At 55.6% G+C, this 25,262-nt stretch carries 23 protein-coding genes; 16 read left to right on the forward strand and 7 right to left on the reverse strand.

Translation table 11 applies throughout. The features are described 5' to 3' along the window. The first annotated feature begins 11 nt into the window (after positions 1 to 11). Positions 12 to 899, forward strand: coding sequence for a transcriptional activator NhaR (nhaR, locus tag EBC_RS04985; protein ID WP_013200707.1), 888 nt, complete (start codon positions 12 to 14; stop codon positions 897 to 899). A gap of 64 nt (positions 900 to 963) precedes the next feature. Here nhaR and rpsT read toward each other — a convergent pair whose 3' ends face one another. Continuing rightward, positions 964 to 1,227, reverse strand: coding sequence for a 30S ribosomal protein S20 (rpsT, locus tag EBC_RS04990; protein ID WP_013200708.1), 264 nt, complete (start codon positions 1,225 to 1,227; stop codon positions 964 to 966). A 315-nt stretch (positions 1,228 to 1,542) separates the two neighbouring features. On the opposite strand from rpsT, the gene ribF reads away from it, so the two are divergent. The 14 genes from ribF (at position 1,543) to EBC_RS05060 (ending at position 19,453) form a co-directional block, all read left to right on the forward strand. Continuing rightward, positions 1,543 to 2,481 carry a bifunctional riboflavin kinase/FAD synthetase gene (gene ribF, locus EBC_RS04995; RefSeq protein WP_013200709.1) on the forward strand — a complete coding sequence of 313 codons (939 nt, stop codon included), beginning with the start codon at positions 1,543 to 1,545 and terminating at the stop codon, positions 2,479 to 2,481. A 30-nt stretch (positions 2,482 to 2,511) separates the two neighbouring features. Beyond that, positions 2,512 to 5,328, forward strand: coding sequence for an isoleucine--tRNA ligase (gene ileS, locus EBC_RS05000; protein WP_013200710.1), 2,817 nt, complete (start codon positions 2,512 to 2,514; stop codon positions 5,326 to 5,328). Continuing rightward, positions 5,328 to 5,828 carry a signal peptidase II gene (lspA, locus tag EBC_RS05005; RefSeq protein WP_013200711.1) on the forward strand — a complete coding sequence of 167 codons (501 nt, stop codon included), beginning with the start codon at positions 5,328 to 5,330 and terminating at the stop codon, positions 5,826 to 5,828. Before ileS ends, lspA begins: the two co-directional genes overlap by 1 nt. A 9-nt stretch (positions 5,829 to 5,837) precedes the next feature. Beyond that, positions 5,838 to 6,308 (forward strand): FKBP-type peptidyl-prolyl cis-trans isomerase, encoded by a 471-nt coding sequence (gene fkpB, locus EBC_RS05010; RefSeq protein WP_013200712.1) that lies wholly within the window; start codon positions 5,838 to 5,840, stop codon positions 6,306 to 6,308. Next, complete coding sequence (ispH, locus tag EBC_RS05015) at positions 6,289 to 7,242, forward strand: 4-hydroxy-3-methylbut-2-enyl diphosphate reductase (RefSeq protein WP_041691899.1); 954 nt, start codon at positions 6,289 to 6,291, stop codon at positions 7,240 to 7,242. Before fkpB ends, ispH begins: the two co-directional genes overlap by 20 nt. Before the next feature lie 211 nt (positions 7,243 to 7,453). Further along, a complete protein-coding gene (dapB, locus tag EBC_RS05020; protein WP_013200714.1) occupies positions 7,454 to 8,275 on the forward strand; it encodes a 4-hydroxy-tetrahydrodipicolinate reductase in 822 nt (273 codons plus the stop codon). A 467-nt stretch (positions 8,276 to 8,742) separates the two neighbouring features. Further along, positions 8,743 to 9,888 carry a glutamine-hydrolyzing carbamoyl-phosphate synthase small subunit gene (carA, locus tag EBC_RS05025; protein ID WP_041691900.1) on the forward strand — a complete coding sequence of 382 codons (1,146 nt, stop codon included), beginning with the start codon at positions 8,743 to 8,745 and terminating at the stop codon, positions 9,886 to 9,888. 14 nt (positions 9,889 to 9,902) lie between these two features. Further along, the gene (gene carB, locus EBC_RS05030; protein WP_013200716.1) at positions 9,903 to 13,127 is read left to right on the forward strand and encodes a carbamoyl-phosphate synthase large subunit; all 3,225 of its coding nucleotides are present in this window, start codon (positions 9,903 to 9,905) and stop codon (positions 13,125 to 13,127) included. Between the two features lie 245 nt (positions 13,128 to 13,372). Next, entirely contained in the window at positions 13,373 to 14,083 is a 711-nt protein-coding gene (locus EBC_RS05035) for a FadR/GntR family transcriptional regulator (protein ID WP_013200717.1), read from the forward strand. Beyond that, positions 14,073 to 15,236 carry an aminotransferase class I/II-fold pyridoxal phosphate-dependent enzyme gene (locus EBC_RS05040; protein WP_013200718.1) on the forward strand — a complete coding sequence of 388 codons (1,164 nt, stop codon included), beginning with the start codon at positions 14,073 to 14,075 and terminating at the stop codon, positions 15,234 to 15,236. The genes EBC_RS05035 and EBC_RS05040 overlap by 11 nt, the downstream gene beginning before the upstream one ends. Before the next feature lie 38 nt (positions 15,237 to 15,274). Beyond that, on the forward strand, positions 15,275 to 16,558 hold the full coding sequence (locus tag EBC_RS05045; protein ID WP_041692210.1) for an ABC transporter substrate-binding protein: 1,284 nt from the start codon (positions 15,275 to 15,277) through the stop codon (positions 16,556 to 16,558). Positions 16,559 to 16,603: 45 nt separating this feature from the next. After that, positions 16,604 to 17,527, forward strand: coding sequence for a carbohydrate ABC transporter permease (locus EBC_RS05050; protein WP_013200720.1), 924 nt, complete (start codon positions 16,604 to 16,606; stop codon positions 17,525 to 17,527). Positions 17,528 to 17,537: 10 nt separating this feature from the next. Beyond that, positions 17,538 to 18,365 carry a carbohydrate ABC transporter permease gene (locus EBC_RS05055; RefSeq protein ID WP_013200721.1) on the forward strand — a complete coding sequence of 276 codons (828 nt, stop codon included), beginning with the start codon at positions 17,538 to 17,540 and terminating at the stop codon, positions 18,363 to 18,365. Positions 18,366 to 18,370: 5 nt separating this feature from the next. Next, positions 18,371 to 19,453 (forward strand): ABC transporter ATP-binding protein, encoded by a 1,083-nt coding sequence (locus EBC_RS05060; protein WP_013200722.1) that lies wholly within the window; start codon positions 18,371 to 18,373, stop codon positions 19,451 to 19,453. A 57-nt stretch (positions 19,454 to 19,510) separates the two neighbouring features. Here EBC_RS05060 and EBC_RS05065 read toward each other — a convergent pair whose 3' ends face one another. Next, on the reverse strand, positions 19,511 to 20,125 hold the full coding sequence (locus EBC_RS05065) for a LysE family translocator (RefSeq protein ID WP_013200723.1): 615 nt from the start codon (positions 20,123 to 20,125) through the stop codon (positions 19,511 to 19,513). Between the two features lie 189 nt (positions 20,126 to 20,314). Between EBC_RS05065 and folA the strand changes: the two genes are divergently transcribed. Next, a complete protein-coding gene (gene folA / locus EBC_RS05070; protein ID WP_013200724.1) occupies positions 20,315 to 20,797 on the forward strand; it encodes a type 3 dihydrofolate reductase in 483 nt (160 codons plus the stop codon). A gap of 65 nt (positions 20,798 to 20,862) precedes the next feature. Here folA and apaH read toward each other — a convergent pair whose 3' ends face one another. The 5 genes from apaH to surA form a co-directional block, all read right to left on the reverse strand. Then, a complete protein-coding gene (gene apaH, locus EBC_RS05075) occupies positions 20,863 to 21,693 on the reverse strand; it encodes a bis(5'-nucleosyl)-tetraphosphatase (symmetrical) ApaH (RefSeq protein WP_013200725.1) in 831 nt (276 codons plus the stop codon). A 67-nt stretch (positions 21,694 to 21,760) separates the two neighbouring features. Continuing rightward, positions 21,761 to 22,138: a Co2+/Mg2+ efflux protein ApaG gene (gene apaG, locus EBC_RS05080; protein WP_013200726.1), complete on the reverse strand. Its 378-nt coding sequence runs from the start codon at positions 22,136 to 22,138 to the stop codon at positions 21,761 to 21,763. A 4-nt stretch (positions 22,139 to 22,142) separates the two neighbouring features. Then, entirely contained in the window at positions 22,143 to 22,982 is an 840-nt protein-coding gene (gene rsmA / locus EBC_RS05085; RefSeq protein ID WP_013200727.1) for a 16S rRNA (adenine(1518)-N(6)/adenine(1519)-N(6))-dimethyltransferase RsmA, read from the reverse strand. Continuing rightward, the gene (gene pdxA / locus EBC_RS05090; protein WP_013200728.1) at positions 22,975 to 23,967 is read right to left on the reverse strand and encodes a 4-hydroxythreonine-4-phosphate dehydrogenase PdxA; all 993 of its coding nucleotides are present in this window, start codon (positions 23,965 to 23,967) and stop codon (positions 22,975 to 22,977) included. The genes rsmA and pdxA overlap by 8 nt, the downstream gene beginning before the upstream one ends. Further along, positions 23,957 to 25,252 carry a peptidylprolyl isomerase SurA gene (surA, locus tag EBC_RS05095; RefSeq protein WP_013200729.1) on the reverse strand — a complete coding sequence of 432 codons (1,296 nt, stop codon included), beginning with the start codon at positions 25,250 to 25,252 and terminating at the stop codon, positions 23,957 to 23,959. The genes pdxA and surA overlap by 11 nt, the downstream gene beginning before the upstream one ends. Positions 25,253 to 25,262: the final 10 nt, after the last annotated feature.

The raw sequence follows: 25,262 nt of genomic DNA on the forward strand, positions 1-25,262 counted from the left end.
GGGAGGCGCGCATGTCACACATTAACTTCAACCATCTTTATTACTTCTGGCAGGTGTGCAAAGCCGGTTCGGTGGTGGGCGCGGCAGATGCCCTTAATCTGACGCCGCAGACCATCACCGGGCAGATCAAAGCGCTGGAGGACCGCCTGCAGGGCAAACTGTTTAAACGCCAGGGAAGAGGGCTGGTGCCGTCTGAGCTTGGACAGCTGGTGTTCCGCTATGCCGACAAAATGTTTCAGCTCAGCCAGGAGATGCTGGATATCGTTAACTATCGCAAGGAAGCCAGTCTGCTGTTCGACGTTGGCGTGGCGGATGTGCTGTCGAAACGGTTGGTCAGCCAGGTGCTGCAAACCGCGGTGGTCGACGAAGATAAAATTCATCTGCGCTGTTATGAATCGACCCACGAAATGCTGCTGGAGCAGCTGAGTCAGCACAAGCTGGATATGATCCTCTCCGACTGCCCAATCGACTCCACCCAGCAGGAAGGACTGTTCTCCGTCAAGCTGGGCGAATCCTGCATCAGCTTCTGGTGTCAGGCACCGCAACCTGATTTACCTTTCCCGGCCTGCCTTGAACAGCGAAAGCTGCTGATCCCCGGCCGTCGTTCGATGCTGGGACGAAAGCTGCTGAACTGGTTTCAGACTCAGGGACTGGAAGTGGATATTCTGGGCGAGTTTGACGATGCCGCACTGATGAAGGCGTTCGGTGCCAGCCACAATGCGATATTTGTCGCGCCATCCAGCTATGCCAATGATGTATTTTTTGAGAAAGGAATTTTAGAACTGGGCAGGATAGACAGCGTGGTGGAAGAGTATCACGTGATATTTGCCGAGCGGATGATCCAGCATCCGGCGGTACAGCGTATCTGCAACAAGGACTTTACGGGGCTGTTTTCCTGAATTGCAGACACAAAAAAACCGGCAGAGCCGGTTTTTTCATCAAAGCCGATTAGCGGGCTGGAGATTAATCCAGTTTGCTGATCTGTGCAGCCAGATTTGCTTTATGGCGTGCAGCTTTGTTTTTGTGGATCAGGCCTTTAGCTGCCTGACGGTCCACAATTGGTTGCATTTCATTAAATGCATTCTGCGCAGCCGCTTTATCGCCAAGAGCGACAGCCGCGTAGACTTTCTTGATAAAAGTACGCAACATTGAACGACGGCTAGCGTTGTGCTTACGACGCTTCTCAGACGTTACTGCGCGTTTCTTAGCTGATTTGATATTAGCCAAGGTCCAACTCCCAAATAGTTCTATGAGGACAATTCAAAGGCCGAGGAATATGCCTCTTTCGCCCATGGTTGTCAATGGATTTGTGCAAATAAGCGCCGCCAAACACGCGACACTCTATTACGTTTCGATGGCGCAAGATTCTACCAGCTTCATCTCACCGAATACAGCTTAATCACAAGATAAATGCTATTGCCGCCTGAAGGAGCAGTTTACCGCAGAAAATGCCGCGATAAACAGAGTAAAGCCGCATTCGCGGGTTAACCTTCAGAGCTGTACAAGGTATAATCCGCCGATTTCCACAAATTTGAGCCAGCCATGAAGTTTATCCGCGGCATACATAACCTTAGGGAGCAGCATCGCGGCTGCGTACTGACCATCGGTAACTTCGATGGCGTGCATCGCGGCCATCAGGCGCTGCTGGCCCGACTGTGTGAAGAAGGACGCCAACGCAATTTGCCGGTGGTGGTGATGATCTTTGAACCGCAACCGCTTGAGCTGTTTGCGGCTGATAAAGCGCCTGCCAGGCTGACACGCCTGCGGGATAAAGTTCGCTACCTGAGCGAAGCGGGTGTGGATGCGGTGCTGTGCGTGCGTTTCGACCGCCGCTTTGCCGCGCTGACCGCGGAAAGTTTTGTCACCGACTTACTGGTGGACAAGCTGGATGTGAAGTTCCTGGCCGTAGGCGATGACTTCCGCTTTGGCGCTGGTCGCCAGGGGGATTTCCTGTTATTACAGCATGCGGGCATCGAACATGGCTTTGATGTCATCAGTACCCAGACCTTCTGTGATGATGGCAAGCGCATCAGCAGCACGGCAGTCCGTCAGGCGTTGGCCGAAGATAATCTGCCGCTGGCGGCTGCACTTCTTGGACATCCCTTCAGCATTTCAGGCCGGGTTGTGCACGGTGATGCACTGGGCCGGACGTTAGGCTTCCCTACCGCTAATCTGCCGTTGCGACGCTACGTTTCGCCGGTGAAAGGGGTGTATGCCGTGGAAGTGCTGGGTCTGGGCGATAAACCGTTGCCTGGCGTTGCCAACATTGGCACCCGCCCAACGGTTGCCGGCATGCGTCAGCAGTTAGAAGTTCACCTGCTGGACGTTGCAATGCACCTGTATGGACGCCATATAGACGTGGTGCTCTGTCAAAAAATACGAAATGAGCAGCGTTTTGCTTCACTTGACGAGCTCAAAGAGCAAATTGCTAAAGATGTGGTGAGCGCCCGGACATTTTTCGGGCTGAAAACACCGGTTTAAACAGAACCGAAATACGGAATCGAGAATCTGATGAGTGACTATAAATCTACCCTGAATTTGCCGGAAACGGGGTTCCCGATGCGTGGCGATCTGGCCAAGCGTGAACCGGGAATGCTGCAGCGTTGGTATGATGACAATCTCTACGGCATCATCCGCGAAGCCAAAAAAGGGAAAAAAACCTTTATCCTGCATGATGGCCCTCCGTACGCGAACGGCAGCATTCATATTGGTCACTCAGTTAACAAGATTCTGAAAGACATTATCGTTAAGTCCAAAGGTCTGTCGGGCTTCGACTCGCCGTATGTGCCGGGTTGGGACTGCCACGGTCTGCCGATTGAGCACAAAGTTGAGCAGATGATCGGTAAGCCAGGTGAGAAAGTCACCGCGGCAGAATTCCGTGCTGCCTGCCGTGAATACGCGGCCGAGCAGGTTGAAGGCCAGAAAAAGGACTTCATCCGTCTGGGCGTGCTGGGCGACTGGGATCGTCCTTACCTGACCATGAACTTCAAAACTGAAGCGAACATCATCCGTGCGCTCAGCAAAATCATCGGCAACGGCCATATGCATAAAGGCGCCAAGCCGGTGCACTGGTGCATGGACTGCCGCTCTGCGCTGGCAGAAGCCGAAGTCGAGTACTACGACAAAACCTCGCCCTCTATCGACGTGATGTTTAATGCCGTTGATAAAGAGGCGGTACAGGCCAAGTTTGGCGCCGCGCACGTTGACGGCCCGATCTCGCTGGTGATCTGGACCACCACGCCGTGGACCATGCCGGCTAACCGCGCCATCTCTCTGCATCCGGAGTTCGAATACGAACTGCTGCAGATCGAAGGTCGCGCGCTGATCCTGGCAAAAGAGATGGTCGAGAGCGTGATGAAGCGCGTCGGCGTGAGCGAGTGGAAAGTGCTGGGCGAGGTGAAAGGGGCTTCTCTTGAGCTGCAGGCCTTCCAGCATCCGTTCCTCGATCACACTTCACCGGTTGTCCTCGGCGAGCACGTAACGCTGGAAGCGGGTACCGGTGCCGTTCACACCGCGCCGGGCCACGGTCCTGATGACTATGTTATCGGCCAGAAATACGGTATCGAAACCGCCAACCCGGTTGGGCCAGACGGCAGCTTCCTGCCAGGCACCTATCCCTCGCTGGATGGCGTAAACGTCTTTAAAGCCAACGACATGATCGTTGAGATCCTGCGTGAAAAAGGCGCGCTGCTGCATGTGGAAAAACTGCTGCACAGCTACCCACACTGCTGGCGCCACAAAACCCCAATCATCTTCCGTGCCACGCCGCAGTGGTTTATCAGCATGGATCAGAAAGGTCTGCGTGCGCAGTCACTGAAAGAGATCAAAGGCGTGCAGTGGATCCCCGACTGGGGCCAGGCGCGTATCGAATCGATGGTTGCCAACCGTCCAGACTGGTGTATTTCCCGCCAGCGTACCTGGGGCGTGCCAATGTCATTGTTCGTGCATAAAGATACCGAGCAGCTGCACCCGGATACCCTTGAGCTGATGGAGAAAGTCGCTCAGCGCGTTGAGCAAGACGGTATTCAGGCCTGGTGGGATTTGGACGCCAGCGAGCTGATGGGCGCAGACGCAGAAAACTACGTCAAAGTGCCTGACACGCTGGACGTGTGGTTTGACTCCGGCTCAACCAGCTTCTCGGTGGTGGATGCCCGTCCTGAATTCGACGGTCACTCGCCGGACATGTATCTGGAAGGATCGGATCAGCACCGTGGCTGGTTTATGTCTTCCCTGATGATCTCGACGGCGATGAAAGGCAAAGCACCTTACCGTCAGGTACTGACCCACGGTTTCACCGTTGATGGTCAGGGCCGTAAGATGTCGAAATCCATCGGCAACACCGTTTCACCCCAAGATGTGATGAACAAGCTGGGTGGCGACATCCTGCGTCTGTGGGTGGCGTCTACCGATTACTCCGGCGAAATGGCGGTATCGGACGAGATCCTGAAACGCTCGGCTGACTCCTATCGCCGTATCCGTAACACCGCGCGCTTCCTGCTGGCTAACCTGAACGGCTTCAACCCAGAAACCGACAGCGTGAAGCCGGAAGAGATGGTGGTGCTGGATCGCTGGGCAGTGGGTCGTGCCAAAGCGGCGCAGGACGATATCCTCGCTTCGTATGAGAACTATGACTTCCATGAAGTCGTCCAGCGTTTGATGCAGTTCTGCTCGGTTGAGATGGGCTCCTTCTACCTGGATATCATCAAAGACCGTCAGTACACCGCGAAAGCCGATGGCCTGGCGCGTCGTAGCTGCCAGACGGCGCTGTATTACATCGCGGAAGCACTGGTCCGCTGGATGGCGCCGATCATGTCCTTCACCGCAGATGAAATCTGGGGCGAACTGCCAGGCAAGCGCGAGAAGTATGTCTTCACCGGTGAGTGGTTCGACGGCCTGTTTGGTCTGGCGGATAACGAATCGATGAACGACAGCTACTGGGCTGAGCTGCTGAAAGTGCGCGGCGAAGTGAACAAAGTGATCGAGCAGGCGCGTGCTGATAAGCGCGTTGGCGGATCGCTGGAAGCGACGGTAACGCTGTACGCCGATGCCGACCTGGCCAAGAAGCTGGTTAGCCTGGGTGACGAGCTGCGCTTTGTGCTGCTGACCTCGGGTGCCCAGGTGGCTGACTATGCGCTGGCAACCGAAGAAGCGCAGCAGAGCGAGCTGGTGAAAGGTCTGAAAATTGCCCTGCATAAAGCAGAAGGCGAGAAATGCCCACGCTGCTGGCATTACACTACTGACATTGGTCAGAGTGCTGAGCATCCGGACGTGTGCGGACGCTGTGCCACCAACATTGCGGGCGCTGGCGAACAGCGTAAGTTTGCCTGATGAGTAAACCTATCTTCTCGACCGGTTTACGCTGGGTCTGGCTGGTTCTGGTGGTGATTGCCATCGACTTCGCCAGCAAGCAGTGGATTATGAACACGCTGATGTTGCATGAGTCGATGTCAGTGATGCCATTTTTCAACTTCTTCTATGCGCATAACTACGGGGCGGCGTTCAGCTTCCTCGCCGATAAGGGCGGCTGGCAGCGCTGGTTCTTTGCCGGCATCGCGGTGGCGATTGTGGTGGCATTGCTGGTGATGATGTACCGCACTGCCGCCAGCAATAAGCTCAACAATATTGCTTACGCGCTGATTATTGGCGGCGCGTTAGGTAACCTGTTTGACCGCGCGTATCATGGTTTTGTCGTCGACTTTATCGACTTCTACGTCGGCGACTGGCACTTTGCCACGTTCAATATCGCCGACTGTGCCATCTGTATTGGTGCCGCACTGATCGTGCTGGAGGGCTTTCTCAGCCCGTCCGGCAAACCGGCAAAAAATTAAGGGCAGGGCATGACTGATTCTGTACAGCGCGAGAGCGCAGTGCTGGTGCATTTCACCTTGAAGCTGGAAGACGGCTCCACGGCGGAATCCACGCGCAATAACGGCAAACCCGCGCTGTTCAGCCTGGGCGACGGCAGCCTGTCAGAAGGGTTGGAGTCGCATTTGCTGGGTCTAACCGTGGGCGAGAAGAAATCCTTCTCGCTGACGGCGGATGATGCTTTTGGCCAGAGCAGCCCGGATTTGATTCAGTATTTCTCCCGCCGGGATTTTACCCAGGCAGGCGAGCCTGAAATCGGCGCCATCATGCTGTTCAGCGGCATGGATGGCAACGAAATGCCCGGCGTGATCCGCGAGATTTCCGGTGATTCGATCACCGTTGATTTCAACCATCCGCTGGCCGGGCAGACTATCCACTTTGAGGTTGAAGTGCTGGAGATCGATCCGGTACTGGAGGCGACAAATGCAAATCCTGTTGGCTAATCCCCGCGGCTTTTGTGCCGGCGTCGATCGCGCCATCAGCATTGTGGAGCGCGCGCTGGAAATGTACGGCGCGCCAATCTACGTGCGTCATGAAGTGGTGCATAACCGCTATGTCGTCAACAGCCTGCGCGAGCGCGGTGCGATCTTTATTGAAGATATCGGGGAAGTGCCGGACGGTTCAATCCTGATCTTCTCGGCGCACGGTGTTTCTCAGGCGGTCAGGGCGGAAGCTAAAGCACGCGATCTGACCATGCTGTTTGATGCCACCTGTCCGCTGGTGACCAAAGTGCATATGGAAGTGGCGCGAGCCAGCCGCAGAGGCACTGAAGCGATCCTGATTGGTCACGCCGGCCACCCGGAAGTGGAAGGGACGATGGGTCAGTACAGCAGCCCGAAAGGCGGCATGTATCTGGTTGAAGCGCCCGAGGATGTCTATAAGTTGCAGGTTAAGGATGAAAACAACCTGTGCTTTATGACCCAGACCACGCTGTCGGTGGATGATACCTACGAAGTGATTGATGCGCTGCGTGCCCGTTTTCCGAAGATTGTCGGCCCGCGCAAAGATGACATCTGCTATGCCACTACCAACCGTCAGGAAGCCGTGCGCACGCTGGCAAAAGACGCCGACGTGGTGCTGGTGGTGGGTTCACGCAACTCCTCCAACTCCAACCGTCTGGCCGAGCTGGCGCAGCGTGCAGGGAAACTTGCGCGACTGATCGACTCCGCCGATGACATCCAGGAAGAGTGGATCAAAGGCGTGAGCTGCGTTGGCGTCACTGCCGGTGCCTCCGCACCAGACATTCTGGTGCAGGAAGTGATCCAGCGTCTGCGCGAGTTCGGTGGCGAAACCGCTATCGAGCTGATCGGCCGTGAAGAGAACATTGTTTTCGAAGTGCCGAAAGAACTCCGCGTCGACGTCCGCGAGGTCGACTAAACGCCTTCCGCAGCGCCCTGCTGCGGAAGTTTTTACTTCGCTGAACCGCCTGCTATACCCGCCGATCAAAGCCAGACAAAATTTGTTTTACTGATAATCCGTCGCGTCTGGCATAAAATTCTAATCATGGTGTTTTTATTGTGGCGCAGAGGTTACCGCATGGTTAACCTGTCAACGCTTTGCATGCACAGACTTTATACAGGGATTCATTATGAACAATGCACAAATCCGCCTTGCCATTGTTGGCGCCGCAGGACGCATGGGGCGTCAGTTAATTCAGGCAGCACAGGAGGCGGACGGCGTGTGCTTAGGCGCAGCTTTGGTGCGGGAAGGCTCTTCACTGGTCGGCGTTGATGCCGGCGAGCTGGCCGGAACCGGCACGACGGGCGTCAGGATTAGCGACAACCTGGACGCCGTGGTGAACGACTTCGACGTGCTGATAGACTTTACCCGTCCTGAAGGCACGCTGGCGTATCTGGATTTTTGCCGTCAGCACCAGAAAGCGATGGTGATCGGTACCACCGGGCTGGATGATTCGGCCAAAGCGGCGATCAAACAAGCGTCACATGAGATTGCTATTGTGTTCGCAGCGAACTTTAGCGTGGGTGTGAACCTGGTGCTGAAACTGCTGGAAAAAGCCGCCAAAGTGATGGGCGACTATGCCGATATCGAAATCGTTGAGGCTCACCACCGTCATAAAGTGGATGCGCCATCCGGGACCGCGCTGGCGATGGGCGAAGCGATTGCTGATGCAATGGACTGGGATTTAAATGAGCACGCCGTGTATGCCCGCGAAGGCCATACCGGTGAACGTAAGGCGCAAACTATCGGTTTTGCCACCGTTCGTGCCGGCGATATCGTTGGCGAACACACCGCGATGTTTGCAGATATCGGTGAGCGCGTAGAGATTACCCACAAGGCTTCAAGCCGCATGACCTTCGCGAAAGGCGCAGTTCGTGCAGCAGACTGGTTAAGCACGCGTAAAGCAGGTCTTTATGATATGCGAAGCGTGTTGAATTTAGATGATTTATAAGTGTTGTGCACCATCGTGATGTGGTTATTTCAATCATAAGGTTCTGATTGGACAGGGCAATAATTTTATTGCCCTTTTTATTTTTTAATAATCCTGTCTTGAGTTAATTTTAAAGCCATAATGGCTATTATGTGTTTTTATCCTCAATTTATTCCGCAAAAATTGTTAATTTTGACCATTTGGTCCACTTTTTAACGCCGTTTTCCCTTTTCCTATGCACATCCCGTCAGGCAACCGGTTTTATGGACTGGATATCTGTCCTTTTCAGGGTAAATCCTCCGATTTCCTCTCCAGTTGAGTAAAAGACTAAGAAAAAGTGAGCTGCGGGGTAGACAACAGAGTGAGCGATCATTAGAATGCGCGCAATTTGCCAAAAATCGAGAATTCAGGCGGTTTTTGCATTGATTTATGGCTCTGTTATGAATTAATATGCAAATAATGTGACTGTTTATTCTCAGGAGGATGTTTTGATTAAGTCAGCGCTATTGGTTCTCGAAGACGGAACCCAATTCCACGGTCGGGCCATCGGGGCAACAGGATCGGCAGTGGGGGAAGTTGTTTTCAACACTTCAATGACCGGTTATCAAGAAATCCTCACTGATCCTTCCTATTCCCGCCAGATCGTTACTCTTACTTATCCCCATATCGGCAATGTCGGCACCAATTCCGCTGACGAAGAATCCTCTCAGGTACATGCTCAGGGCCTCGTCATTCGTGACCTGCCGCTGATTGCCAGCAACTTCCGTAATGAAGAAGGGCTGTCTGAGTATCTGACGCGTCACAACATTGTCGCTATTGCCGATATCGATACGCGTAAGCTGACCCGTCTGCTGCGCGAAAAAGGGGCGCAGAACGGCTGCATCATCGCCAGCGACGCACCTGATGCGCAGCTGGCTCTGCAGCAGGCGAAAGCCTTCCCGGGCCTGAAAGGAATGGATCTGGCGAAAGAAGTGACCACCAGTGAGAGCTACAGCTGGCTGCAAGGCAGCTGGACGCTGGACGGATTGCCGGACGCGAAGCAAGAGGCCGACCTGCCTTTCCATGTCGTGGCCTATGACTACGGCGTGAAGCGCAACATCCTGCGCATGCTGGTTGACCGTGGCTGTCGCCTGACGATTGTGCCGGCGCAAACGCCAGCAGAAGAGGTGCTGAAGATGAACCCGGATGGCATCTTCCTTTCTAACGGACCTGGGGACCCGGAACCGTGTGATTACGCGATTGCGGCAATCAAAGCCTTCCTGGAAACTGACGTGCCGGTCTTCGGCATCTGTCTTGGCCACCAGTTACTGGCGCTGGCCAGCGGGGCAAAAACCGTCAAGATGAAGCTGGGCCACCACGGCGGCAACCATCCGGTGAAAGACCTGGATAACAACACCGTGATGATCACCGCACAGAACCACGGCTTCGCCGTAGACGAAACCAACTTACCGGCAAACCTGCGAGTGACGCACACCTCGCTATTTGACCAGACGGTACAGGGCATTCACCGCACTGATAAAGCAGCGTTCAGCTTCCAGGGTCACCCGGAAGCCAGCCCGGGCCCGCACGATGCCGCGCCGCTGTTCGATCACTTTATCGAACTGATCGAAGCCTACCGTTCAACCGCTAAATAATCAGGAGCGAGAAAATGCCAAAACGTACCGACATAAAAAGTATCCTGATCCTTGGCGCTGGCCCGATCGTAATCGGCCAGGCCTGCGAATTTGACTACTCTGGTGCACAGGCCTGTAAAGCCCTGCGCGAAGAGGGTTACCGCGTGATTCTGGTTAACTCCAACCCGGCAACCATCATGACTGACCCGGAAATGGCCGATGCGACCTATATCGAGCCGATCCACTGGGAAGTTGTGCGCAAGATTATCGAAAAAGAGCGTCCGGATGCGGTTCTGCCAACCATGGGCGGCCAGACCGCACTGAACTGTGCGCTGGAACTGGAACGCCAGGGCGTGCTGGAAGAGTTCGGCGTGGCGATGATTGGTGCTACCGCCGATGCCATCGACAAGGCAGAAGACCGTCAGCGCTTTGATAAAGCGATGAAGAGCATCGGTCTGGATACCGCGCGTTCAGGCTTCGCACACAACATGGAAGAAGCCTATGCGGTTGCCGCAGACGTTGGCTTCCCGTGCATCATCCGTCCTTCCTTTACCATGGGCGGCTCAGGTGGCGGTATTGCCTATAACCGTGAAGAGTTTGAAGAGATTTGCGAACGCGGTCTGGATCTTTCCCCCACCAACGAGCTGCTGATTGATGAGTCGCTGATTGGCTGGAAAGAGTACGAGATGGAAGTGGTGCGTGATAAAAACGACAACTGCATCATCGTCTGCTCGATTGAAAACTTCGATGCAATGGGCATCCACACCGGTGACTCCATCACCGTGGCGCCAGCCCAGACCCTGACCGACAAAGAATATCAAATCATGCGTAACGCCTCGATGGCGGTACTGCGTGAAATCGGCGTGGAAACCGGTGGCTCTAACGTGCAGTTCTCCGTTAACCCGGCGAATGGCCGTCTGATCATCATCGAAATGAACCCACGCGTGTCGCGCTCTTCTGCGCTGGCGTCGAAAGCCACCGGTTTCCCGATTGCTAAAATCGCGGCCAAACTGGCGGTAGGTTACACGCTTGATGAGCTGATGAACGACATCACCGGTGGCCTGACCCCGGCATCGTTCGAACCGTCTATCGACTACGTAGTGACCAAAATCCCTCGCTTCAACTTCGAGAAATTTGCCGGCGCGAATGACCGCCTGACCACGCAGATGAAGTCGGTGGGTGAAGTGATGGCGATTGGCCGCACCCTGCAGGAATCCATGCAGAAAGCGCTGCGCGGCCTCGAAGTTGGCGCACATGGCTTTGACCCGAAAGTTGACCTGAACGATGCGGAAGCAATGACGGTTATCCGTCACGAGCTGAAAGACGCCGGTTCTGACCGTATCTGGTACATCGCGGATGCGTTCCGTGCGGGCATGAACGTGGAAGAGATCTTCAGCCTGACCAACGTTGACCGCTGGTTCCTGGTTCAGATTGAAGAGCTGGTTCAGCTGGAAGGCCAGGTTGCCCGCGAAGGCGTTAATGGCCTGACGGCGGACTTCCTGCGTACCCTGAAGCGTAAAGGCTTTGCCGATGCGCGTCTGTCTGCGCTGGCGGGTGTGTCTGAAGCTGAAGTGCGTAAGCTGCGTGAGCAGTACAATCTGCACCCGGTATATAAGCGTGTCGATACCTGTGCGGCGGAATTCTCTACCGATACCGCTTACATGTACTCCACCTATGAAGAAGAGTGCGAATCCAACCCTAACAGCGACCGTGAGAAAATCATGGTGCTGGGCGGCGGTCCAAACCGTATCGGCCAGGGCATTGAGTTCGACTACTGCTGCGTCCATGCATCACTGGCGCTGCGTGAAGACGGTTACGAGACCATTATGGTCAACTGTAACCCTGAAACCGTCTCCACCGACTACGACACCTCCGACCGTCTGTACTTCGAGCCGGTAACGCTGGAAGACGTGCTGGAAATCGTGCGTATCGAGAAGCCGAAAGGCGTGATCGTGCAGTACGGTGGCCAGACGCCACTGAAACTGGCGCGTGAGCTGGAAGCCGCTGGCGTGCCGATTATCGGTACCAGCCCGGATGCTATCGACCGTGCAGAAGACCGCGAGCGTTTCCAGCAGGCGGTTGAACGCCTGGGCCTGAAGCAGCCGGCAAACTCCACCGTGACTGCGATTGAGCAGGCGGTAGAGAAAGCGGCGGTGATTGGCTATCCGCTGGTTGTGCGTCCTTCTTACGTGCTGGGCGGTCGTGCGATGGAAATCGTGTATGACGACATCGACCTGAAGCGCTACTTCCAGAATGCGGTTGCCGTCTCTAACGATGCGCCGGTGCTGCTGGACCGCTTCCTTGACGACGCGGTAGAAGTGGATGTGGATGCGATTTGCGACGGTGAGCGCGTGCTGATTGGCGGCATCATGGAGCATATCGAGCAGGCGGGCGTGCATTCCGGTGACTCCGCGTGTTCTCTGCCAGCCTACACGCTGAGCAAAGAGATCCAGGACGTGATGCGTCAGCAGGTTGAGAAGCTGGCCTTCGAACTCTGCGTACGTGGCCTGATGAACGTGCAGTTTGCGGTGAAAGACAACGAAGTTTACCTGATTGAGGTGAACCCACGTGCTGCCCGTACCGTACCGTTTGTTTCCAAGGCAACCGGTGTGCCGCTGGCGAAAGTGGCGGCACGCGTAATGGCAGGCAAAACGCTGGCAGAGCAGGGCATTACGGAAGAAGTCATTCCGCCTTACTACTCGGTGAAAGAAGTGGTGCTGCCGTTTAACAAGTTCCAGGGCGTTGACCCCATCCTCGGCCCTGAAATGCGTTCCACCGGTGAAGTCATGGGTGTTGGCAAAACCTTCGCAGAAGCGTTCTCGAAAGCGATGCTGGGCGCGGCGAGCAATATGAAGAAAACCGGTCGTGCCTTATTGTCCGTGCGTGATGGCGACAAGAAGCGCATCGTTGCGCTGGCTGCCAAGCTGCAGTCACTGGGCTTCGAACTGGACGCAACTCACGGTACCGCAGTGGTGCTGGGTGAAGCAGGGATCAACATCCGTCTGGTCAACAAGGTGCATGAAGGCCGTCCTCATATCCAGGATCGTCTGAAAAACGGTGAGTACGCTTACATCGTAAACACCACGGCAGGACGCCAGGCGATTGAGGATTCCAAACTGATCCGCCGCAGCGCGCTGCAGTACAAGGTGCACTACGACACCACGCTGAACGGTGCGTTTGCTACGGCAAACTCACTGAGCGCAGATCCCACCGCGCAGGTTATCTCGGTGCAGGAAATGCACGCGCAGATCCAGGGCTAAGTCTCTGTCAGCGAATACCCATCCCCGCTTCGGCGGGGATTTTTTTTGCCTGAAATTCCCCCGATCCAAACCCGCCTGGCTGGCCGATTGTTGTGCAACCGGTTAACCACTTGCACCTTTTTTAATCAGAGCTTTTTATTATCTTCAGGCGATTATCCCAGCAAATCAGTAGCTTGATTTATTGGCACCCAATTTGCTTTAAGTAAAAAAGGTAGAGTTGTTGGACCAATTATTCAGGGGAAGCCATGTCAGCATCGATCGGTAATCTCGGCCCGATTGCGGTGCAGCACAGTGATGTGCTGGTACTGGACGCGTTGACCCGTTACGTCGCCCAAAGCGGCACCCAAATCGGCGAGCGTTTACCGCCGGAACGCGTGCTTGCAGAAAAGCTCGGCGTCAGCCGTAACACCGTGCGTGAAGCCCTTAAACGGTGGGAAGCGCTGGGCATCATCGTTCGCCGTAAAGGCAGTGGCACCTTTCTCCATGCTGAAGTCACCAGTGATGACAGTTTCCTGTCGCTGCGTTTCAAAAACGACTCCAGCAACATGCTCCATGCGCTGGAAGTGCGCCGGATTATTGAGAGCGAATCCTGCGCGCTGGCGGCGGTCCGTGCTTCCGATGACGATCTTCGTGACATTGAGATCCGGCTGGAAGAGATGGAAAGAGTCCATCTGGCAGTCGGTTCTGCTGGGGCAGAAGACTGGGCATTTCACGCCAGCATTTACCACGCGGCACACAATCCGCTGTTACTGCGGATGGTGGTGGGTCTTTACGACACGCTGCATGCCTTTTTTGAATCACCACCTGAACAGGCCCTGTTTAGCGATTCGTTTTCCCTGCATCGCACCTTGTATGAAGCCATTGCCGACCGTAATGCGGAAGAAGCACGCCGCATCAGCCATTTAATTCTCGATATAACCGAGCGTGATATGAAGGAAGTGATTAATGCAGCCTGAAAAGCCCTTTAGTGAACAAACCCGACTGACCCACGATCAACGTCATGACAAAGGCGCGGTTTCCCCACCCGTCTATCAATCCTCTTTGTTCAGCTTCAGTGATTACGACAGCATGATTGCCCGCTTTCGTGGCGACAGCGATCAGCCGTTGTATTCACGGGTCGATAACCCGACGGTCAAAGTTCTGCAGGACAAAATGGCCGAACTGGAGGGTGGGGAAGCCTGCCTGGCTTTTGGCAGCGGGATGGCGGCGATCAGCAATGCCATTCTGAGCGTGGTCCAGCCCGGCGATAAGGTGGTTTGCATCAATCACGTCTATCCGGATACCTACCGTTTCCTGAAAGGGTTCTGCACCCGCTTTAACATCAGCAGTGAGTTTGTCGATGGCGACTCGCTTGAGGCGATTGCCGCCGCGCTGCCGGGTGCGAAGTTGCTGTATCTCGAAAGCCCAAGCAGTTGGGTGATGAGCGAACAGGATCTGCAGAAGATTGCCGCGCTGGCGAAAGAGCACAAGGTGATCACCCTGATTGATAACAGCTGGGCCTCGCCGCTGTTCCAGAAGCCGCTGGCGCTGGGCATCGATATGGTGGTGCATTCCGCCTCGAAATACATTGGTGGCCACAGCGATGTGGTGGCTGGACTGGTTATCGCCAATGCCGAACGCATCAGCGCCATCTCGCGTTATATCAGCCCGTTCCTTGGCGGCAAGCTGTCGGCTAATGAAGCCTGGCTGCTGATCCGTGGCCTGCGGACCTTGCCGTTACGCATGCGGCAGCACCATGAAAGTGCGCTGCAGCTGGCTTCTCAACTTCAGGACCATCCGCAGATCCTCGCGGTAAACCATCCGGGCCTGCACAAAGCCGCCTTTTCCACCCTCAGCGGCTACAGCGGGCTGTTCTCTTTTGAGCTGGATCAGTCGGTCGATATTCCGACCTTCTGTAATGCGTTGCAGCTGTTCCATATGGGCGTGAGCTGGGGAGGATTTGAAAGTCTGGTGATGCCCGCCATTTCGGTGCTGAATCAGGCCGGTGAATTTAACTCCGCCGTGGATTTTGGCGTCTCACCACGCGTAATCCGCGTCTCCATCGGTCTGGAAGACACCGCAGATTTGTGGAACGACCTGCAGCAGGCGATTGCCGCCGCACGCCAGTAACCTGATTGCCCGCACTCCATTAACAAGAGGTCATGAAAATGCGACAGCCTTTACGCTCTTTGTTACTTAACAGCGTCCTGATTACCCTGGGAATGTGCAGTGCCTACAGCACAGTGGCCGCCACCAAACTGACGCTGGTGGAAGTGATCACCAGCCCGGCCCGCACGGCGATGCTGCAGAAAATGCTGAGCGAATATAAAACCCAGCACCCGGAGACGGAAATCGAAGTGATCTCCCTTCCCTGGGGGCAGGCATTTGAAAAACTGGGCACCATGATGCAAAGCGGGCAGGTGCCGGATGTGGTTGAAATGCCGGACACCTGGCAAGGGCTGTATGCCAGCAACAATATGCTGGTGGATCTGGAACCTAAGCTGAAGGCGTGGCCAAACACTGCCAACCTGACCGACAAAACGCTGGATATGGCGCGGGCGTCGGACGGCAAAGCCAATATGGTTCCCTACGGTTTCTATCTGCGCGCCATGTTCTGGAATAAGAAACTTTTCCAGCAGGCAGGCCTGAGTGGCCCACCAAAAACCATGGATGAGTTTGTGGCGGATGCCAAAAAGATCAGCGCGCTGGGCAATGGCATCAGCGGGTACTGCATGCGCGGCGGCGTAGGTGGCACCAATGCCTGGATGATGTTTATGACCACCATGAACGGCTCACCGGCTTTCTTTGATAAAGACGGGAACAGCACGCTGACTCAGCCAGGGGCGATCAAAGGCGCGCAGCTGCTGGTCGATATGTACAAGCAGGGTGGTGCACCGAAGGACAGCGTCAACTGGGGCTTCAATGAAATTGTCTCCGGCTTCTACTCCGGAAAATGCGCAATGCTGGACCAGGATCCCGATGCCCTGATCGCCATCAAAAACAGCATGAATCCGGATGACTTTGGCGTGGCGCCAATGCCGGTTGGGCCATCAGGCAAAGCCTATCCGACGATTGGCTACACCGGCTGGTCGATCTTCAAGCAGGCCAAACACCCGGATGACGCCTGGCAGCTGATCCAGTTCCTTAGCAGTGAAGCCAATAACCTCACCTGGTCGAAGTTTGTCGGCACCTTGCCAATCTACAAAGGGGCCGAGAACGATCCGTTCTACCATTCACCCCAGTTTGCGGGCTGGTTCACCGAGCTTAACGACCCGAAATACGTTCCCCTGACCATGCCTACCCATCTGAAAGGCTGGGGCTATTTCAACTCGGTCACGGTGAAAGAGAGTACCCAGGAAACGTTGTTAGGGGAAAACGACACGACCTCGATGGTGGAGGATTGGGCCAAATACCTGACCAAAGAGCAAAAAGCCTGGATGGCTACCCAGTAACCCACGCGCCCCCGTCGTGACGGGGGCGGCAATGGAGACGGAATTATGATGCTGGACGTCAGAATGGTTGAAACTGCCAGACCGCCGCGCTTCCACCGGCTGCGGATGCTGGCAGAGCCCTGGCTGTATATGAGCCCAACGCTGATCCTGATTGGCCTGTTTATCTTCGTGCCGATGATGATCGGCATCTCGTACGCCTTCCAGAATATCCAGCTACTTAATCCGCTGGACAGCGGCTGGGTGGGACTGGATAACTTCCGCGAAATGTTTGATGACCGCCGTTTCTTTAAGGCGCTCGGGCACACCGCAAACTGGACGCTGACGTCATTGGGACTGCAGTTTTTCCTCGGGCTCGGGCTGGCGTTGTTGCTTAACCGGGAGTTTCCGCTGCGGCGCTGGGTGCAGGCGCTGGTGTTTCTCCCCTGGGCAGTTCCGGCGTTTCTGTCCGGATTAACCTGGTCATGGTTGCTGAACCCGGTGATCGGCATTTTGCCGCACTGGATGACGGCCCTGCATTTGATCAGCGAACCGTACAACATTCTCTCCGATCCGCAACTGGCGCTGTATGGGCCGGTGATCGCCAACGTCTGGTTTGGCATTCCCTTTTTCGCCATCACCCTGTTAGCGGCATTGCAGTCGATCCCGAAAGATCTGTATGAAGCGGCCTCAATGGATGGTGCCAGCAGCTGGCAGCAGTTCAGGCGGGTGACGCTGCCTTTTCTGGCGCCAATGATCGCCATTACCGTGATGCTCCGGACCATCTGGATTGCTAACTTTGCTGACCTGATCGTGGTGATGACCGATGGCGGGCCTGCCGGATCGACCTCGATTCTGTCGAGCTATATCTTCACCACGGCCTATCGCAAGCTGGACTTTGGCTATGCCTCCGCGATGGCGGTATTCCTGCTGATCCTGATGACCTGCTATGCCCTGGTGCTGCTGCGGATCCGTCATCAGATGCTGAAATAAGGAGAGCATAATGCGCCAGCTATTACGTCTGATGGGTCACCGGGTGGGCATTCTGGCTTACCTGCTGTTTGCCTTGTTTCCGCTGTACTGGGTGATCAAAATTTCGGTGACGCCTGACAAGCTGCTCTACAGCGAAGGGGTGAAAATGTGGCCGAGCGCCTTCACCTTCGAGCATTTCAGACGGGTATTTGTTGAGAGCGACTTTCCAACCTTCTTCAGCAATAGCCTGATCGTCTCGTTTTCCACCGCGGCACTGGCGACGGTGATTTCCGCGCTGGCAGGCTATGCCTTTTCCCGCTTCTCCTTCAAAGGAAAAACGGTGATTGCTGCCCTGTTGCTGTTCACCCAGATGTTCCCGCTGGTGATGATCCTCGCCCCGATTTACAAGGTGATGGCGCCGTTAGGATTGACCAATAATCTGCTGGGGCTGATCCTGATTTACACCGCGTTTAACGTCCCTTTTGCCACCTTCCTGATGCAGTCCTTTTTCGACGCCATTCCCAAAGACCTGGAAGAATCGGCGATGCTGGAAGGCTGTACGCGTTTTCAGGCGTTAGTCAAAGTGCTGGCACCGCTGACCTTACCGGGTATGGCGGCCACGTTAGGGTTCGTCTTTACCGCCGCATGGAGCGAGCTGCTGTTCTCGCTGATGCTGATCAATAAAAACTCGGTGATGACCTTTCCGGTCGGACTACTGAGTTTTGTCTCGAAATTCGCCGTTTCATGGGGAGATATGATGGCAGCCGCAGTGCTGGCGCTGATCCCTGCCTGTCTGTTTTTCGCGTTCATTCAGCGTTACCTCATTCAGGGGCTGACGGCGGGTGCGGTAAAAGGATAATCATCATGGCTCAAATCTCTCTTTCGCAAATTGAAAAGCGCTACGGCAACGTCGAAGTGCTGCGTGACATCAATCTGACCATTGCTGACGGCGAATTCGTGGTGCTGGTGGGTCCGTCAGGCTGCGGCAAATCGACGTTGTTAAGGACCATCGCCGGGCTCGAACTGGCCAGCAGCGGAGATATTCGCATTGGCAACCGGTTGATGAATCAGGTTGCGCCGAAAGATCGTGATATCTCGATGGTGTTCCAGAGTTACGCGCTCTATCCGCATCTAACGGTCGCGCGCAATATGGGGTTCAGCCTGGAGGTGCAGAAACGGCCCAAAGCCGAAATTGAGGCGGCGGTAAAACGGGCGGCCGAGATTTTAAGCCTGACCGCCTTGTTGGATCGTCGCCCGAAAGAACTTTCCGGCGGCCAGCGCCAGCGTGTGGCGATGGGAAGGGCGATTGTCCGCCAGCCCAAAGTGTTTCTGTTTGATGAACCCTTATCTAACCTCGACGCACAGCTGCGTGGGCAGATGCGCGTGGAGATTAAAAAACTCCATCAGCAGATGAATAACACTATCGTCTACGTGACCCATGATCAGGTGGAAGCGATGACGCTGGCCGACCGCATCGTGGTGCTTAACCACGGGGTTATTCAGCAGGTGGGTACGCCGTTAGAGCTGTACGACACGCCCGCCAATAAGTTCGTCGCCAGCTTTATCGGTTCGCCGCCAATGAACTTTATCAGCGGCAACATCCAACGGCATGATCTTGGCCTCAGCCTGCAGGTCAGCGCCGAACTTTCCCTGCCGTTACTGGAGCGGGCCACGCCGCTCAGCCATGGCAAATCGGTGATTTATGGTATCCGCCCGGAAAATATCCTGCTGTGCGATCTGGCGGATCAAGGAGCGATGCCGTTGACCGTGTCGTTGATTGAGCCTACCGGCTTATCTGAGTTAATTCATGGCACGCTGGCCGGAGAACCGATGATGATTTACTGCACCCAGCGGTCGGGCTGTGCGGCGGGGGATGTCAGAGGGGTGAAGTTTGATCTGGAACGGATACAGCTGTTCGATGCCGACAGCCAGCAGCGGTTGCCGTAGCCGGTCAGTTTGACCGGCCTGCCGCCGGCGTTAAGCGCGGCAGGCCGGTTCGCGCGATCAGGAGAGCGCGACCTTGATGCCCAGCGCGATCAGCACGCCGCCCAGCAGTTTATCCACCAGCTTTTGCGCCTTCGCCAGGCCACGACGGACCGGGGCGCTCTGGATGATCACCACCAGCAGCGGCCACCAAATCGAGGAGAGCATCAGGATGATCGCCGCGTACCAAATCTTCTCGCCGAAACCGGTATGCACGTTAAGCACCTGGGTAAACATCGACAGGAAAAACAGCGTGGCTTTCGGGTTCAGCAGGTTACACAGGTAGCCCTGCAGGAACGCCTTCTTCAGTGAGGTGGTTTCCGGCTCGATATTGCTGAGATCCATTTTGCTGTTGCCACGCGACATCAGGGCCTGCACCCCGATGTAGATCAGATAGGCCGCGCCGACATACTTCAGCATCATAAACAGCCACGGCGTGGTGGTAATCACCACCGCCAGACCTGCCACGCAATAAGCCATATGCGTCGCGACGGCACAGTTGACCCCCAGCGCGGTAAACATTGCGGCTGAGCGGGGATAACGGGCGGCATTCTTGATAATCAGGAAGAAATCGGGGCCGGGAGAGAGCATTCCCAGAGCCGCGATCGTGGCGATAATCAAGCTGGTCTCTAACATGGTGGCATCCTGTAGCAAATGAGGGGCGGATTCTAGCACGTTCGCAGGGTTTTTTAGCTATCAGCCAGAGCAAATACAACGCAAACGTTACCTTGAAGAACCTTTACGCAAATCCCCCGCCAGGGGTATCGACGAAAGTTTCACCTTTACGTATGATGGCGCCAATTTTACCCCCTTTACTGAGTTTCTATGATGATAAGCCTGATTGCGGCCATGGCGGCCGACCGCGTTATTGGAATGGATAATGCCATGCCGTGGCACCTGCCAGCCGATTTGGCCTGGTTTAAACGCCAGACCCTGGATAAGCCGGTGATCATGGGCCGCCGCACCTGGGAGTCCATCGGACGCCCGCTGCCAGGCAGACTGAACATTGTGATCAGCAGCCAGCCGGGCGATGCGGAAGGCGTCAGCTGGGTGACCTCTATCGACGAGGCGCTGCAGGCAGCCGGAGAAGTGGACGAAGTGATGGTCATCGGTGGCGGTCGCATCTATGAACAGCTGTTGCCGCGTGCCGATCGTCTGTATCTGACGCACATTGATGCGGAAGTGGTGGGCGACACCACTTTCCCGGATTTCGAACCGGAAGAGTGGCAGTCGACCTTCAGTGAATTCCACGATGCGGATGAGAAGAACAGCCACAGTTTCTGCTTCGAAATTCTGCAACGTCGTTAATCACTACCCGCCAGATGTGACAATGCCAGACCGGAGTCTGGCATTGGCTAAGCCGCTTTATCGCGTCAGTCTTCCAGCGCACGTTCGCGGTTGGAAGGCTGAACAAACCACGCTTTATCTTCCCAGCGCAGCATCGTCAGCACGCCACCCCAGCAACAGCCGGTATCCAGCCCAATAATCCCGTCAGGTGTGCCTTTGCCTTCCAGCGAGGCCCAGTGACCAAACACAATGGTGTACTCGCTGGCGACCGGGCCAGGAATATCAAACCAGGGTTTCAGCGGCGGTGGGGCGGTGTCGGGCGTATCCTTGCAGATCATATCCAGCTGCCCGTTCGGGAAGCAGAAGCGCATCCGCGTCAAGGCGTTGGTGCTGAAACGCAGACGCGCCAGCCCGCTGAGTTCCGGCGTCCAGTTATTCGGCATATCACCGTACATGGCGTCGATAAACAGTGGGTAGGTGTCGCTGGAGAGGACCGCTTCAACTTCGCGGGCGCAGGTTTTCGCCGTTTCAATATCCCACTGCGGGGTGATCCCGGCGTGCGCCATCACCAGCTTTTTCTCTTCATCCACCTGCAGCAGCGGCTGGCGACGCAGCCAGTTGATCAGCTCGTCGGCGTCGTCCGCTTCCAGCAATGGCGTCAGCCGATCCTTGGGCTTATTGCGGCTGATACCGGCATAGACCGCCAGCAAATGCAGATCGTGATTGCCCAACACCAGGCGCACACAGTCACCGAGCGAACGCACGTAGCGCAGCACGTCCAGCGATCCCGGACCGCGGGCCACCAGATCGCCGGTCAGCCACAGCGTATCCTGCTGATGATCGAAAGCAACCTGCTCCAGCAGGGAATGAAGTTCGTCATAGCAACCGTGGACGTCACCGATCAGATATGTGCTCATTGGACCTTTCCAGGCAGACGTGTTCCTGAGCCGTTAAGCCCGATCGCCGTCTGTGCAATCAGATGAATTAATGGAGTTGGCTGGGAACGGCCATGCGGAACACCGGGATCTCAACCTGGAAGCTTGCGCCCTGATGGTCGATCATCACGTAATGTCCCTGCATGGTGCCCATCGGCGTTTCCAGCACGGCGCCGCTGGTGTACTGAAATTCACTGCCGGGCTGGATGTGCGGCTGCTCGCCAATCACGCCTTCACCCTGAACTTCGGTTTCACGGCCATTACCATTGGTAATCAGCCAGTAGCGGCCCAGCAGCTGAACGGCGTTACGCCCCAGATTGCGTATTGTGACGGTATAAGCAAAAACATAACGTTCTTCTTCAGGCACAGATTGCGAAGGAATATAGGCACTCTGAACATGGACACATACACGAGGCGTATCGATCATTCTGCTACTTCTCCGGCGTCTGGGTCTGAGGCTGGGTCTGCGGATGCGCAATCAGCCAGTTAGCTAACTGGCAATACTGCGCCACAGTGATGTTTTCAGCCCGTAAGGTCGGGTCGATGTTCATCTCCTGCAAGACTTCCAGCGAGAACAGATGCCCCAGGCTATTGCGCAGCGTTTTACGACGCTTACCAAAGGCTTCTGTGGTGATTCGGGTCAGCACGCGCATGTCGGTGACCGGATGTTCAATTTTCGCGTGCGGCATTAAACGCACCACCGCTGAATCAACTTTAGGCGCGGGCGTAAAGGATTCGGGTGGTACTTCCAGTACCGGGATCACCTGGCAATAATATTGCGCCATCACGGTGAGGCGGCCATAGGCTTTGCTGCCCGGGCCCGCGACCAACCGGTTAACCACTTCTTTTTGCAGCATAAAATGCATATCACGGATTGCCGTGGCATAGCTGAAAAGATGGAACATCAGTGGCGTGGAGATGTTGTAAGGCAGGTTACCAAAGACGCGCAGCGACTGGCCTTTTTCGCGAGCATACTCAGCGAAGTCAAAGGCCATGGCATCCTGCTGGAAGATCGTCAGCTTCGGTCCCAAAAACGGATGGGTTTGCAGACGAGCCGCCAAATCACGGTCGATTTCAATGACGGTCATGGCGTCCAGACGCTCGCCAACCGGTTCGGTTAACGCACCCAGACCGGGACCGATCTCGACGATGGCCTCGCCTTTCTGCGGGTGAATGGCGGAGACGATGCTGTCGATAATGTACTGATCGTTCAGGAAGTTCTGTCCGAAACGTTTGCGGGCGAAGTGGCCCTGGTGGACGCGATTATTCATTACTGCTCTTGATCATGGTGATGGCGAGGTTAAGCGCCGTAATAAAGCTGCCCGCATCAGCATTGCCCAGGCCAGCCAGTTCTAAGGCGGTGCCATGGTCAACGGAGGTACGGATAAAGGGCAGGCCGAGGGTGATATTCACCGCGCGCCCGAATCCCTGATATTTTAGCACCGGAAGCCCCTGGTCGTGATACATCGCCAGGACGGCATCGGCATGTTGCAAATATTTTGGCTGGAAAAGCGTATCGGCCGGTAACGGCCCGGTCAGCAGCATTCCCTGCTGACGAAGCTCGTCCAGGGCAGGGATGATAACATCGATCTCTTCCCGACCCATATGTCCGCCTTCACCGGCGTGCGGATTTAAGCCACAAACGAAGATGTGCGGAGAGGCTAAGCCAAATTTGCGCTGCAGGTCAGCATGTAAAATGCCGATAACTTCATACAGGCTGTCGCGGGTTATCGCCGCGGAGACGTCTTTAAGCGGCAGATGGGTCGTCGCCAGCGCCACCCGCAACTCTTCCGTCGCCAGCATCATCACCACACGTTCGCACTGCGCACGTTCGGCAAAGAATTCGGTATGGCCGCTAAACGGAATACCGGCGTCATTAATCACACCCTTATGAACCGGGCCGGTGATTAACGCGGCGAATTCGCCGTTAAGGCAGCCGTCACAGGCGCGCGCCAGCGTTTCCAGCACGTAATGGCTGTTGGCGACGCACAGCTCGCCAGCGATAACCGGCTGCGGCAAAACGACGGGAAGGACGGTCAGCGTGCCGGCTTGCTGCGGCTGCGCCGCCGTACCGGGCTGATAGTCTCTCAGGGTGAGGGGTAAACCCAGCTTTGCTGCACGGTCGAGCAGCAAAGCTGGATCGGCACACACAACCAGTTCAACTGGCCAGTCGCGCTGGGCCAGTTGAAGGGTAACATCAGGACCAATCCCGGCGGGTTCGCCGGGAGTGATCACCACACGTTGATTACTGTGCATTCGCATCCAGGATTTTCACGTAGGCGGCAGCACGCTGCTCCTGCATCCAGGTCTGCGCTTCTTCAGCAAACTTGCGGTTGAACAGCAGACGATAAGCACGCTCTTTCTGTGCCGCGTCGGTTTTGTCCACCTGACGGGTGTCGAGCAGCTGAATCAGATGCCAGCCGAAGGACGAGTGAACCGGTGCGCTCAACTGGCCTTTTTTCAGCTTCATCAGCGCATCGCGGAACGCCGGGTCATACATCTCCGGGGAGCTCCAGCCTAAATCGCCGCCCTGATTGGCTGAACCTGGATCCTGAGAAAGCTGTTTAGCTTCTTCAGCGAAGGTGGTTTTGCCGCTGTTAATATCCGCCACCACCTGCTCCAGCTTCTGACGCGCCTGCTCATCGGTCATTACCGGAGACGGCTTCAGCAGAATGTGGCGGGCATGCACTTCGGTCACGGAAACGTTCTGGCTCTCGCCACGCACATCGTTAACTTTCAGGATGTGGAAGCCAACTCCCGAACGGATTGGACCGATGATGTCGCCTTTCTTCGCCGTGACCAGCGCCTGAGCAAACAGAGATGGCAGCTCCTGAATCTTGCCCCAGCCCATGTTGCCGCCTTTCAGCGCCTGGGGATCGGCAGAGTAGGTGATCGCCAGTTTGCCGAAGTCAGCGCCGCTTTTGCTCTGGCTGACCAGCTGTTTCGCCAGCGTTTCCTGATCGTCAACCTGTTGCTGAGTCGGGTTTTCCGGCAGTGGCAGCAGGATGTGGCTGAGGTTTAACTCGGTGCTGGCATTGTTTTGAGACGCAACCTGCTTGGAGAGAGAATCCACTTCCTGAGGCAGGATGGTGACGCGACGACGCACTTCGTTGTTACGCACTTCCGAAATGGTCATCTCGCGACGGATCTGCTCACGGTAGGTGCCGTAGTTCATCCCATCATACGCCAGGCGGCTGCGCAGCTGGTCTGGCGTCATTTTGTTCTGTGCGGCGATGTTCTGGATAGCCCCATCAAGCTGAGCATCCGTCACCTGAATCCCGGACTGTTTTGCCATCTGCAGCAAAATATTGTCCATGACCAGACGTTCAACGATCTGATGACGCAAGGTTTTGTCATCAGGCAATTGCTGACCAGCCTGCTGAGCCTGGCTTTTAACCGACTGCATCATGCCGTCGACATCACTTTCAAGTACTACGCCGTTGTTTACTACAGCGGCAACTTTATCAACAACTTGCGGGGCTGCAAACGCGGTGCTGGCTGTCAGCGCTGCACCAAGGATCAGCATTCTCCAGTTCTTCATACTTTTTCCA

The sequence above is a fragment of the Erwinia billingiae Eb661 genome (genome assembly GCF_000196615.1).
Lineage (GTDB): Bacteria > Pseudomonadota > Gammaproteobacteria > Enterobacterales > Enterobacteriaceae > Erwinia > Erwinia billingiae.